Here is a 12,774-nt window from a genome sequence, read left to right on the forward strand (position 1 = left end):
GGATCTCGGGGTCGGGTCAGGGGTGCGGGTGGGGGAGAAGTCAGGGTTAATCCGTTTGACGGGAACGCCGCTCGACTCGTAGAACAGTGTTCGTCCCACAAACACCGTTCAATCGCGCGGCCCCGTCCACCGCGCCTGGTAGTAGACAGGAGCTGTCATGACCGACGCGGTCGGCACGACCTCGGCACCGCCCTCCGGCGCCGCCGAGCCCTACCGGTGGCGCTGGGTCGCGCTGTTCGTCATCCTCGCCGCCGAGGTGATGGACCTGCTCGACTCCCTGGTCACCAACATCGCCGCCCCCGCGATCCGGGCGGACATCGGCGGCGGCGAGTCCACCATCCAGTGGCTCGGCGCGGCGTACACGCTGGCGATGGCCATCGGCCTGATCACCGGCGGGCGGCTCGGCGACATCTTCGGGCGCCGCCGGATGTTCATGATCGGCGCGGCCGGGTTCACCGTCGGGTCGCTCGCCTGCGGCCTGGCCCAGGAGCCCTGGCAGCTGGTCGCCGCCCGGGTGCTCCAGGGCCTGCTCGGCGCGGTGATGCTGCCGCAGGGCCTGGGCATCATGAAGGAGGTCTTCTCGCCCAAGGAGCAGGGCGCGGCCTTCGGCATGTTCGGCCCGGTGATGGGCCTGTCGACGGTCGGCGGCCCGATCCTGGCCGGCTGGCTGATCGACGCGGACTTCGCGGGCACCGGCTGGCGGATGATCTTCCTGATCAACATCCCGCTCGGCCTGTTCGCCTTCGTCGGCGGCCGGGTCTTCCTGCCCGCCCAGGGCCAGGGCCCGACCGTCCGGCTCGACCTGGTCGGCGCGCTGCTGGCCGCCCTCGGCGCGGCCACGGTCATCTACCCGCTGGTCCAGGGCCGCGAGCACGACTGGCCGCTGTGGGCGTTCGCGCTGCTGGCGGTCGGCGTCGCGGTGTTCGGCCTGTTCGGCTGGTACGAGGCCCGGCGCAAGGCTGCCGGGGCCGACCCGCTGGTCGAGCCCAGCCTGTTCGCCAAGCGCGGCTTCAGCGGCGGCATGGTGCTCGGCCTGGTCTTCTTCACCGCGATGACCGGCTTCTGGCTGACGTTCAGCCTGTACACCCAGCTCGGCCTGCACTACAGCGCCTTCAAGTCCGGCCTGACGGGCATCCCGTCCTCGGTCGGCATGGTGATCGCGTTCGTCGCCTCCCAGGCGCTGCAGAAGTACGGCCGCAGGGTGATGCACGTGGGCCTGGTGGTGATGCTGGCCGGCGTGCTGGCCCTGATGTACACCCTGCACAGCCAGGGCATGGGCGTCACGCCCTGGCAGATGGTGCCCTCGCTGGCGGTCAGCGGCCTGGGCATGGGCCTGGTGATGGCCCCGTTCTTCGGCATGGTGCTCGCCTCGGTGGACGTGCACGAGACCGGATCGGCCTCCGGCACGCTGACGTCCGTGCAGCAGCTCGGCGGTGCCCTGGGCAGCGCCATCCTGGGCACGGTCTTCTTCGAGTGCCTGAAGACCTCGGACTTCGCCGGCGCCGAGCAGACCACGCTGTGGACCGAGGTCGGTCTGCTGGTGGCGGTCTTCGCGGCGATCTTCCTGCTCCCGATGCACGGCCGCCCCGAGCACGAGGGCGCGGAGGACGGCGGGGCCGAGGAGGAGGGCGCGCTCCGCAAGGAGGGCGAGCACCAGCCCGCCTGACGCCCCGTCGCACGACACCCCCGCGAGGGGGAGGGGCGGGGCCGGTGGCCCCGGAGCACATCGCTCCGGGGCCACCGGCCCCGCGTCGCAGGAGGAACGGAGGATCAGCCCTGGTAGGCCGCGAAGAGCTTCGAGAACTGGTACGGCGCCTGCGGGACGTTGGTGCACTTGGGCAGCGAACCGGTGCACGCGTTGGCGTCCCGGGTCATCTCCCAGAAAGCCAGCTCGCCGAGGTGGTGCTGCTGGGCGAAGGCGATCAGCTGCTGGGCGTCGGAGACGCCGAACACCTCGGAGGCGGTGTCGTTCTGGCCGAGCATCGGGGTGACGCCGACCATGGCGTACGCCTGGGCGTCCGTCAGGCCGGTCCACACCGAGCGGATCTGCGCCTGGGTGGACTGCGCGGACTGGATCGCGTAGGCGCCCATCTTCCCGGCCGGGCTCGGGGCGGCCCAGTCGCCGAAGTCCATCGCCATCACGTTGACCAGGTCGACGGACAGGCCCGCGTTCTTGGCGGACTGCAGGATGTAGACGCCGTCCGCGGTCAGGCCGCTGGGCAGCACCGGCAGGGTCAGGCTGACCTTCAGGTCGCGGCCCTTGGCCCGCTGCGCGGCCTGGACCTGGGCGAGGGCGGCGGAGCGGCGGTCGACCGAGGCGCGGTCGGTGACGGCGGTGCCCTCGATGTCGAAGTCCACCCGGTCGAGCGCGTAGACGTCGACGACCTTCTGGTACTGCGCGGCCAGCGCCGCCACCGTGGTGCAGGACTGGGCGAGTTCGGTGCCGTTGGCGCCGCCGAAGGACGGGCGGACGTCGCCGCCCGCGTCGCGGATCGCGTCCATGTCGGCCTTGTTCCAGCCGGTGGCCGGGTCGTAGGCGCCGAACCAGCTGGCGGTGCACGGCTGGCCGCCGTTGATGAGGAACGCCAGCGAGAACTCCTTGACGCCGCTGGCGGCGGAGAGCGCGGGCAGGCTCGGCGTCGGGTAGGCGCCGAGGTCCACGTAGGGGGCGGCGGTGCCGGCGGCGGTGCCGGTGCCCGCGGTGGCGGTGACGGCCGCGGAGGCCGCCGACTCGTTGCCCGCCGCGTCGAAGGCGGTGACGGTGAAGGTGTGGCTGCTGCCCTGGAGCAGGCCGCGGACGGTGGCGGAGGTGCCGGTCACGGTGGCGACCACGGCGGAGCCCTCGCGCACGCGGTAGCCGGCCACCGCCGTGTTGTCGGTGGCGGCCGTCCAGCCGAGGGTGATGCTGCCCGGCCCGGTGCCGGTCGAGTGCGGCCCGCCGGGGACGGACGGCGCGACGGTGTCGGCGGGCGCGCCCGCGCACGGCTGGTTGTTGATCGTGCAGTTGGCGGGGGCGCTCTGCGCGGCGCCGGTGGTGACGCCGAAGCCGACCGCGGGGGCGGCGGCGCCGGGGGCCAGCGGGGCGGCCCAGGCCGGCGAGGTCACCGTGTAGTGGGTGCCGGTGGGGGTGGCGGCCGAGCTGAGGGTGCCGTTCCACAGGCTGGAGACGCTCTCGCCGGTCGGCAGGTCGAAGGAGAGCGACCAGCTGTTGACGGTGGCGTTGGTGTGGTTGGTCACGGTGTACGTGGCCTGGAAGCCGTTCGACCAGCTCTGGCTGACGGCGTAGTCGGCGGTCAGGCCGGAGACGCCGGCCGCACCGGCGGCGGTGGCGCCCAGCGGGGCGGCGACCAGGGCCGCGGCCGCGGCGAGGGAGAGGGTGACGCGCCTCATGGGCGAGTCCTCCTTGACGGTGTGGGGGGACGGGTGGGGGCCGTGGCGCGGAGTGCGCGGGGCGCACTCAAGATGGTCCAGACCAATCCGGGTCGTCAAGGCGAAGTCCTGCTGTTTTGCAAGGAGTTGACGGTTCGATCAGGTGCGGTCAAGGCCCCTGGGGCGGGCCTTGGGCGACGGAGGGCGCGGCCCCCGAAACGTGGGGGAAGGGGCCGCGCCACCCGCCTGACACAGGTCAGGCGTCCATGGGCCGTCAGGCGGAGACGGCGGCGCCGCGGATCCGGCGGGCCAGGTACGCGCCCGAGGCGGTGGCCGACAGCAGGGCCGCGCCGGCCAGCCCGAGCAGCAGGTCGCCCTGGCCGGGCCGGTTCACCGCGGCGGTGCCGGAGGCGGCCGCGACCGCCTCGGCGGCGGTGAGGTCGCCGCCGTGGCCGTGGTGCGAGACGGTCGAGCGGGCGGCGCCCGCGTCGATCTGGGCCTGGGTCGGCGCGAGCGGGGCGTTCGCGGCCTGCGGGCCGACCGCGGCCGCGGCGGTGGCGGCGCCGAAGTCGAGGTCCGAGCAGCCGTAGAACGCCTCCGGGCTGTCCGAGCGCTGCCACACCATGTAGACCAGCTGGCGGCCGGTGCGCTGCGGCAGGTTCACGTTGACGTGGTAGTACCCGTTGTCCGAGGTGCGCGCGGTGTCGTAGACCGCGACCGGCGCGGCCAGGTCCAGGTCGGACCACTTCAGCGGCTTGGTCGGGTCGTAGCCGGCCTTGGTGATGTACAGCTTCATGCTGCCCTGGTGCGGTGCGGTGACCCGGAAGTCGAAGGTCTTCGCACCGGCCGTCGTGGCGGTGGCCGGCCAGTCGGTGCGGGCCCAGTCCAGGGCGCGGTACTTGTCGCGGTTGGCCGAGCAGAGGTGGCCGTCCGGGATGATCTGCTGGCTCTGGCCGTTGGCGCTGGCGATGTTGACCTCGTTCCAATCGTACAGCGGCTGGGTGCCGCTGTCCGCGACGAGGTCCTTGCAGACCTGGGACTTCGGGGTCTCGGGGCCTTCCGCGTAGCAGGCCGCGATGCGGCTGGGCGGACCGAACATGGCGCCGTGCGCGGCGGCACTGCCCGCGGCGGCGGTGGTGGCGACCAGGGCGCCCGCGCCCACCGCGGAAGCGGCGAGCAGACGGCGGGACCAGGACATGGTTCTCCTCGGGAAGGTCGGGTCGGTCGTGGGGGAGGAGCGGGCACGTCTGCCTGCGGACCGCGGGGAGCGACCCCGGGCCGGCGCGGTGTGGACCCTGCACACCGCGAGCCGTCCGAAGGCTACGATTGGCCTATACCAATTGACAAGAGTCGGCCATCGGAACGCAGTTGGCCGGTGGCGGCATTCGGCCACCGTCACCGTCCGTCCCGCACACCCGACCTGGCGTGACGTCAGATTCCGGTCAGCGGGCGAACTTCGGCGAACAGCAGGGAAAACACCCCCGGACCGCCCCCGCACCCGACCGTCCGAAGGCCCGCCGGAGGGCGCCCCGGGGTGGACGAGGGGCGGGCGGGGCCGCTGCGGCCCGGGTGGCGGGCGGGAAGGTTAGGGGGAATCCAAGCCGCGGATAATGCTCCGCTAAGCCGATCCGACCCCGGAAGACGGCCCGCCCGCCACGCTGACGGTCCGTCGGTCTTACGACGGGCCCAGCGAGACGAGCAGCCGGGCGGTGTCCAACCCCACCGACAGGTACTCGACGAACAGCGCGTTGTGCAGTGCCCACGACGAGCGCCGCGCCCGCACCCGCCGCACCGCCTCCGCGCTGTCCAGGCCGAGCTCCACCAGCGCCTGCGCCACCACCAGGCCGGAACGGTTGTACCCGGAACGGCAGCGCACCAGCACCGTCCGGCCGCCCTCCACCGCCGCCGCCACCTCCCGCGCGGCGGCCTGCACGGCGGCCAACTGCCCGGCGTCCAGCGGCCCGTCCGGTACCGGGACGAGCCGGTGCGGCACTCCCGGGGCCGGGCCGTGGTCCGGGGCGGTGAACAGGCTGACCACCAGGTCGAACTCCGCGCCGACCACCACCGGCCGCCACTGCCCGGCCGGGTCCACCCAGTGGTGGCCGCCCATCCACAGCCCGGGCGCGATCGCGTCCCACGGCGTCCCCGGATCCGGTGCGCCGCCCCTCCGACGGGTCTTCATCCGCCACCTCCGGCTCGTCAACGCCGGTGGGCGCGGAGGGGGTTCCCGGTGTGGTCAGCGGTGGCAGAGCCAGGAGCCGTCGGCGATCGGGAGGGTGCGGCGGGCGCCGGTCGGGGAGGTGACCGTGAGGTGGGTGGGGTGGTGGGAGACCCGGTTGCCGGGGGCGAGGAAGAACGGTGGGTCCAGGACGGCCTCGTAGTCCGGGCGGACCAGGAAGGCGCCGAGCAGCAGCAGGCGGGGTGCGGGGGTGACCCTGTCGAAGAGCAGTCGCACGGGGACAGCGCGGCGGGAGGGGTGGTGACGGTGCGACGGGTTCTGTGCGGGGGGCGGCGGGAGCGGGGGTTCGTCGGGCGTTCATGAGGGGGCCGGATCGCGGTGGTGTCCCGTTGGGGCGGGGTCGGGAGGTTGGGCGACGCTGTTTCCGCGGACGCTCCCGCAGCCGTGTCCACCCACCGAACCGAGGGACGGAACCCGTGACCCCATCGCGCACCCCCGAGCGCCGCCGCCGACTCGCCCGGCCGTCGGCCGCCCTCGCCCTGGCGGCCCTCGTCGCCGGGGCACTGACCGCCGCCCCGGCCTCCGCCGCCCCCGGCGCGGTGGCCTGGCCCGGCAGTTCCAGCGTCACCACCGCCGACGCCTCGGGCGTGTTCGGCTCCGACCTGTCCGGCCTCCAGCAGGAGGGCGGCGTGATGTGGGGCGCGCAGAACTCCGGCAAGCTGTGGCGGCTGATCCCCAACGGCTCCGGCGGCTGGAAGCCCGACACCGCCAACGGCTGGGGCTCCGGCAAGTCGCTGCGCTTCCCCGGCGGCACCGGCACCCCCGACGACGAGGGCGTCACCGTGACCGGCGCGGGCTCGGCCGGCGGCGTGTACGTCTCCAGCGAGCGCAACGCCGACTCCTCCTCCACCAGCCGGCTCTCCGTGCTGCGCTACGACGTCTCCGGCACCGGCGGCACGCTGACCGCCACCCGCGAGTGGAACCTCACCCCCGACCTGCCCTCCACCGGCTCCAACGCCGGGCTGGAGGGCGTCACCTGGGTGCCCGACGGCTACCTGACCGGCGCGGGCTTCAAGGACGCCTCCACCGGCGCCGCCTACGACCCGGGCCGCTACGCGGCGCACACCGGCGGCGTGTTCTTCGTCGGCGTCGAGGGCACCGGGACGGTCTACGGCTACGTCCTGCTGGAGGCCGGCGGCTTCACCAGGGTCGCCACCGTCGGCAGCGGCATGGCCGGCGTGATGGAGCTGTCCTGGGAGCCGCAGGCCAACCGGATGTGGGTGGTCTGCGACGACACCTGCTCCGGCCAGCTGCGCACCTTCCGGGTCGACGGCAGCGGCGCGTTCGCCCCCACCGCGGTCTACAAGCGCCCTTCCGGCATGTCGAACCTCAACAACGAGGGCTTCACGCTGGCCGGCGCCGACGAGTGCGTGGGCGGCAGCAAGCCCGTCTACTGGTCGGACGACAGCAACACCGGCAAGCACGCCCTGCGCAAGGGCGCCATCACCTGCTGACCGGCCGGTTGCGGTCGGCGGGTCGCGCCGACCGGAACCGCCGCCCCCGGCCGACACTGGCCGGGTGAGCACCCACCCGTCCCGCCCGTTCCCGCCGCCGTCCCCCCTGCACCTGCCCGGCCGCCGCACCGTGCTGCTGGCCGGGCTGGGCGGTGCCCTGACGGCCTGTTCGTCCACCGGCCGGAGCAACCCGGACAACCCGAGCAGCCCCGACAGTCCGAGCAGCCCGGACAACCCGAGCAGCCCCGACAGTCCGAGCAGCCCCGACAGCCAGAGCAGTCCGGGCGGCCAGAGCAGCTCCGGCAGCCCGACCGGCAGCCCGACCGCCGGTGCGAGCGCCGCCTTCCCCGCGCCCGCCGCCTGGCAGCCGGGCCCGGGCGAGCTCCAGCCGGACGTGAAGCTGCGCGCCGTGCAGGTGGTGGAGGCGATCGGCGGGTGGCCGCCGGGCGGGCAGGGGGTGGCGGCGGCCCGGCAGCGGGTGGCGGCGCTCGGGGTGGACCCGGGGCTGGCCGACCAGGGCGGCCCGCTGCTCGCGGACGCCCCGCGAGCGGCGCTGGAGGTGGTGTACGCCCAGTACGGCGGGCTGCTGGCGGACTCGGCGAGCGTGCTGGTGGTGTGCCGGCAGTGGCTGGCCGGGCCGGACGGCGCGCCGGTGTCCACCGGCAGCACGGTCGACGTCCGGCTGAGCAGCGGCTCGCCCCGGTGGAGCGTCACCGCGCTGCACCCGGCCGACCCCGGGGCGGTGGCGGCGACGCTGGGCGATCCGGCGACCAGGGTGCTGGCGCAGCCGCGGATCGCGCTGCCCCCGGCGGCGGTGGCGGACGTGCGCAGCGGGCAGGTGCACGACGCGCCGCTCACCGCGATGCTGGCGCTGGCGGGCACGTACGACTTCGAGGTGAGCGTGGTGCGTTCGGGCCACCCGCTGCTGGTGTTCGGCACCGACCGCCGGAGCGACCACCCGCAGGGGCGGGCGTTCGACACCTGGCGGATCGACGGGCGGGCGGTGGTGGACCCGGCCACCCCGGCCGAACTGGTGGACTCCTTCATGCGGGCGGCCGCGGCGGCGGGCTCCTACAACGTGGGCGGCCCGCGGCAGCTGTCCGGCGGGGCGACGGCGAACCAGTTCTTCAGCGACACCACCCACCACGACCACGTGCACGCCGGGTTCCGCGCCTGACCTGCCGCCGGGCCCGGACGGCAGAGCGCCCCGACCGCGAAGCGCCCGGACGGCAGAGCGCCCCGACCGCGAAGCGCCCGGACGGCAGAGCGCCCCGACCGCGAAGCCCCCCGAACGGCGAAGCCCCCGACCGCGAAGGGCCCGGACCGCGACGGCGGTCCGGGCCCGGGGGATCGCCGGGGCGTCAGATCAGGCCCTGGGCGAGCATCGCGTCGGCGACCAGCTCGAAACCGGCGATGTTCGCGCCCACCACGTAGTTGCCGGGGCTGCCGTACTTCTCCGCGGTGGTGTGGCAGGAGTCGTGGATGTGCTTCATGATCTCGCCGAGGCGGGCCTCGGTGTGCTCGAAGGTCCACGAGTCGCGGGAGGCGTTCTGCTGCATCTCCAGCGCGGAGGTGGCGACGCCGCCGGCGTTGGCGGCCTTGCCGGGGGCGAAGGCCACGCCGGCCTCCTGGAGGACCCGGACGGCCTCGGGGGTGGTGGGCATGTTGGCGCCCTCGGCGACGGCCTTGACGCCGCCCCGGACCAGGGCGAGGGCGTCCGCCTCGTGCAGCTCGTTCTGGGTGGCGCAGGGCAGCGCCACGTCGCAGGGGACGTTCCACACGCCGGTGCCGGCCACGTACTTCACGTGCGCGCCGCGGGCCTCGGCGTAGTCGGAGACGCGGCCGCGGCGGGTCTCCTTGACCTCCTTGAGCAGGTCCAGGTCGATGCCCTTCTCGTCGACCACGTAGCCGGTCGAGTCGGAGCAGGTGAGCACGGTCGCGCCGAGCTGCCGGGCCTTCTCGATCGCGTAGATCGCCACGTTCCCGGAGCCGGAGACCACCACGCGCTGCCCGTCCAGGCTCTCGCCGCGGGTGCGCAGCATCTCCTCGGTGAACATCACGCAGCCGTAGCCGGTGGCCTCGGTGCGGGCCTGGGCGCCGCCCCAGCCTAGGCCCTTGCCGGTGAGCACGCCCGACTCGTAGCGGTTGGTGATCCGCTTGTACTGGCCGAACAGGTAGCCGATCTCGCGCCCGCCGACGCCGATGTCACCGGCCGGGACGTCGGTGTACTCGCCGAGGTGGCGGTGCAGCTCGGTCATGAAGGACTGGCAGAAGCGCATGATCTCGGCGTCCGAGCGGCCCTTGGGGTCGAAGTCGGAGCCGCCCTTGCCGCCGCCGATCGGCATGCCGGTCAGGGCGTTCTTGAAGATCTGCTCGAAGCCGAGGAACTTGACGATCCCGAGGTTGACCGAGGGGTGGAAGCGCAGCCCGCCCTTGTACGGGCCGAGGGCGCTGGAGAACTCCACCCGGAAGCCGCGGTTGACGTGGACGCCGCCCCGGTCGTCGGACCACGGCACCCGGAAGATCAGCTGGCGCTCGGGCTCGCAGACCCGCTCGACGATCCGGGCGTCGACCAGCTCGGGGCGCCGGAGCAGCACCGGACCGAGGGTGTCGAGGACCTCGCGGACCGCCTGGTGGAACTCGTTCTCGCCCTGGTTGCGGCGCAGGACTTCCTGGTACAGCGGCTCGATCAGACGGGCGCCGGTGTCGGTGGACGCGGCGGGGGTGGGGGTGGGGGTGGCCGGCATTCGGGCACAACCTTCCGTGGAGCGGATGGCGCACGAGGGCGCTCCCGTCCCGGGGGCGCCCCTGGTCCTCCTCGCCGTTGAGGACCGTCGGCGGCGCGCCTGACACGCGTCGGCCGACGGGGTGGGGACCGGTGGTCCGCACCAGTGTCCCAGGGCTGACCTGCGTCCATCGACGGCGCGTCCACGATGTGAACGCCCGAACGGGTCATTTCGGTCGCCCGAAAGGTAAAGCCCCGGCCATCGGCGGCCCATTTCCGGCCCAAGCGTCCCAACCTCGACGCCCGGTGTGAATTCGCTGTGGATTTCGGGCGTGTCCGGGGAGCCCTTCCTCCGGAAGCCGACCGGTCGGCTTCCGGAGGAAGGGGGAGGGCCGGGCGTCAGCGGCGCGGCAGGATCCACCAGGCGGTGGTGGCCGGCGGCAGCACCCCGGCCGGGCACGGGCCGGAGGACAGCAGCGGCTGCCCGGTGACCGGCGCCGGGGCCGGGACGGTGCCGAAGTTGGTCGCCACCAGCAGGCCGTCGCCCCGGGTGAAGGCCAGCACGTTCGGCGGCGTCTCGATCCAGCGCAGCGTCCCCTCGCCCAGCTGCGGCAGCAGCCGGCGCAGGTGCAGCGCCTCCCGGTACAGGTGGTAGGGCGAGGTGTGGTCGGCCACCGCCCGCTCGGCGGTGTGCCGGGCGAACGAGGCGGGCTGCGGCAGCCAGCTCGGTGCCGAACCCTCCGGGCTGAACCCGTACGGCGCCTTCGCCCCGGCCCACGGCAGCGGGACGCGGCAGCCGTCCCGGACGCCCTTGCGGTTGCCGGTGCGGTGGAAGATCGGGTCGGTGATCACCTCGTCCGGCAGGTCGTCGACCTCCGGCAGGCCCAGCTCCTCGCCCTGGTACAGGTAGGCCGCGCCGGGCAGCGACAGCATCAGCAGCGCGGCGGCCCGGGCCCGTTCGGGGCTGCCGAAGCGGGTCGTGGTGCGGACCTGGTCGTGGTTGTTGAGCACCCAGGTGACGGTCGAACCGGTCGCGGTGATGTCCCGCACCGCCGCGTCGATCACCTGGTGGAAGTGCTCGGAGTCCCACGGCGCGTGCAGCAGGTGGAAGAAGAACGCCTGGTGCAGCTCGTCCCCGCGCACGTACATGGCCTGCTCGGCCGGGGTCGGCACGGACGCCTCGCCGACCAGCAGCCGCTGCCGCCCGTCCAGCGCCGTGTACTCCTCGCAGATCGCCCGCCAGGAGCGCCACACCTCGTGCACCTCCGGCTGGTTCCAGGCCAGCGGGTTGACCGAGTCGCGGGTGCGCTCGTCCGCCTCCGGGTCCGGGGAGTCCGGCAGCTCCGGGTGCTTGAACAGGCCCGCCGCCACGTCGATCCGGAAGCCGTCCACGCCCCGGTCCAGCCAGAACCGCAGCACCTTCTCGAACTCGACGGGCACCTCCGGGTTGCGCCAGTTCAGGTCCGGCTGCTCCGGGGTGAACATGTGCAGGTACCACTGGCCGGGGGTGCCGTCCGGCTCGGTGATCCGGGACCAGGCGGGGCCGCCGAACATCGCCCGCCAGTTGTTCGGCGGCAGCCCGCCGTCCGGGCCGCGGCCGTCCGCGAAGTGGAACCGGGCCCGGGACGCGGAGCCCGGGGCGGCGGCCAGCGCCTCCAGGAACCACGGGTGCTCGGCCGAGCAGTGGTTGGGCACGGTGTCCAGCACCAGGCGCAGGCCCAGCTTCCGGCAGTCCTCGACCAGCAGGTCGAAGTCCTCCAGGGTGCCGAACACCGGGTCGACGCCCTTGTAGTCGGCCACGTCGTAGCCGTGGTCGTGCTGCGGCGACGGGTAGAACGGGTTCAGCCACACCCCGTCCACGCCCAGCCGCTTCAGGTACGGCAGCCGGGCCCGCACGCCCTGCAGGTCGCCGATGCCGTCGCCGTCGGAGTCCTGGAAGCTGCGCACGTACACCTGGTAGATCACCGCGTCGCGCCACCACAGCGCGTCGGGGGCGGCGGCCGCCGCCCGTTCCTCCGGGAGCACTCCGTCCGCGGTGCGGACGGCGGGGGCCTCGACGGCCTGCGCGGGGCGCGGCGGGTCGGCGGGGACGACGGACGTGATCATGCGTCACCTTCACGGGAGCGCGCGAGGGGGGTCGCGCTGACAGGCACGGGCCCGCGGCGGCTGACAACGCGTCAGTTCGTCGGGGATACCTAGATGTTAGGTAGAGGTTAAAGAGCATGTCCAGGAGCCTGGAGAGGAAGATGTCACCTCTTGGGACGGCGAGTGCCACCAGTCGGGGCGAATCAGGGCGAATAAGGGGGCGCACAACGGGGTAGGCCAGAGCCCAGGAGAGCCGCCCGGCGTACGACCGACGAAGTTCGGCCGCACGGCGCACTCCCCCCACTCACCTCGAAGGGAGGCACCCGAGTGCGGCTTCCGCTCCTCGCGCTGCTTGCCACCGGCCCGGCGCACGGCTACCAGCTCCGGCGTGCCCTGGAGTCCACGTTCGGCCCGGCCTACCCGCGCACCAACGACGGGCAGGTCTACGTCACGCTCGGCCGGCTGGAGAAGGCCGGCCTGATCGAGGGGCAGGACGTCGCCCAGGACGGCCGCCCGGCCAAGCGGGTCTTCGCGCTCACCGAGGACGGCCGCCGGGCGCTCGCCGACTGGTTCGCCCGCCCGTCGGACGGCGGCAAGGTCCGCGAGGAGTTCTTCCTCAAGCTGGTCCTCGCCCCCCGCACCCGCCTCGCCGACCCGCGCGCCCTGATCGACCTCCAGCGCTCCCACTGCCTGGCCGCCATCCGCGGCCTGCACGCCACCGCCGACCGGTCGCCCGACCACGAGGTCTCCCGGCTGCTGATCGAGGGCGAGGTCCTCCACCTCCAGGCCGAACTCGACTGGCTGGAGCGCTGCCAGCAGGAGTTCACCTGACCGCCCGCCCCGCCCGCCCCGCCCGCCCCGCCCGCCCCGCCCGCTCCGCCCGACCCGAACGGGCGCGGACG

General features: G+C 73.9%; 9 protein-coding genes and 1 pseudogene. 4 read left to right on the top strand and 6 right to left on the bottom strand.

The features are described from left to right. Positions 1-157 precede the first annotated feature (157 nt). Positions 158-1,666: an MFS transporter gene (locus tag ACIP60_RS06970; protein ID WP_400680858.1), complete on the top strand. Its 1,509-nt coding sequence runs from the start codon at positions 158-160 to the stop codon at positions 1,664-1,666. Between the two features lie 104 nt (positions 1,667-1,770). Here ACIP60_RS06970 and ACIP60_RS06975 read toward each other — a convergent pair whose 3' ends face one another. From ACIP60_RS06975 to ACIP60_RS06990, 4 genes are all read right to left on the bottom strand, one after another. After that, positions 1,771-3,390, bottom strand: coding sequence for a cellulose binding domain-containing protein (locus ACIP60_RS06975; protein WP_400680860.1), 1,620 nt, complete (start codon positions 3,388-3,390; stop codon positions 1,771-1,773). A 253-nt stretch (positions 3,391-3,643) separates the two neighbouring features. Next, entirely contained in the window at positions 3,644-4,567 is a 924-nt protein-coding gene (locus tag ACIP60_RS06980) for a lytic polysaccharide monooxygenase (RefSeq protein ID WP_400680862.1), read from the bottom strand. Positions 4,568-5,044: 477 nt separating this feature from the next. Then, complete coding sequence (locus ACIP60_RS06985; RefSeq protein WP_400680864.1) at positions 5,045-5,551, bottom strand: protein phosphatase; 507 nt, start codon at positions 5,549-5,551, stop codon at positions 5,045-5,047. Positions 5,552-5,605: 54 nt separating this feature from the next. Beyond that, positions 5,606-5,824 carry a hypothetical protein gene (locus ACIP60_RS06990; RefSeq protein WP_400680866.1) on the bottom strand — a complete coding sequence of 73 codons (219 nt, stop codon included), beginning with the start codon at positions 5,822-5,824 and terminating at the stop codon, positions 5,606-5,608. Between the two features lie 323 nt (positions 5,825-6,147). Between ACIP60_RS06990 and ACIP60_RS06995 the strand changes: the two are divergent. Together ACIP60_RS06995 and ACIP60_RS07000 are read left to right on the top strand one after the other, a co-directional pair. After that, positions 6,148-7,062: pseudogene (locus ACIP60_RS06995) on the top strand (hypothetical protein); the annotation flags it as partial. Between the two features lie 64 nt (positions 7,063-7,126). Next, a complete protein-coding gene (locus ACIP60_RS07000) occupies positions 7,127-8,239 on the top strand; it encodes a hypothetical protein (protein ID WP_400680868.1) in 1,113 nt (370 codons plus the stop codon). 184 nt (positions 8,240-8,423) lie between these two features. On the opposite strand, the gene gdhA is transcribed toward ACIP60_RS07000, so the two are convergent. Both gdhA and ACIP60_RS07010 read right to left on the bottom strand, forming a co-directional pair. Continuing rightward, positions 8,424-9,809: an NADP-specific glutamate dehydrogenase gene (gdhA, locus tag ACIP60_RS07005; RefSeq protein WP_400680870.1), complete on the bottom strand. Its 1,386-nt coding sequence runs from the start codon at positions 9,807-9,809 to the stop codon at positions 8,424-8,426. A gap of 377 nt (positions 9,810-10,186) precedes the next feature. After that, on the bottom strand, positions 10,187-11,893 hold the full coding sequence (locus tag ACIP60_RS07010) for a glycoside hydrolase family 13 protein (RefSeq protein ID WP_400680872.1): 1,707 nt from the start codon (positions 11,891-11,893) through the stop codon (positions 10,187-10,189). Positions 11,894-12,199: 306 nt separating this feature from the next. Between ACIP60_RS07010 and ACIP60_RS07015 the strand changes: the two genes are divergently transcribed. Further along, entirely contained in the window at positions 12,200-12,703 is a 504-nt protein-coding gene (locus tag ACIP60_RS07015) for a PadR family transcriptional regulator (protein WP_400680875.1), read from the top strand. Positions 12,704-12,774 lie beyond the last annotated feature (71 nt).

It is taken from the genome of Kitasatospora sp. NPDC088783 (assembly GCF_044750705.1).
In the GTDB taxonomy this organism is placed as follows: Bacteria; Actinomycetota; Actinomycetes; order Streptomycetales; family Streptomycetaceae; genus Kitasatospora; species Kitasatospora fiedleri.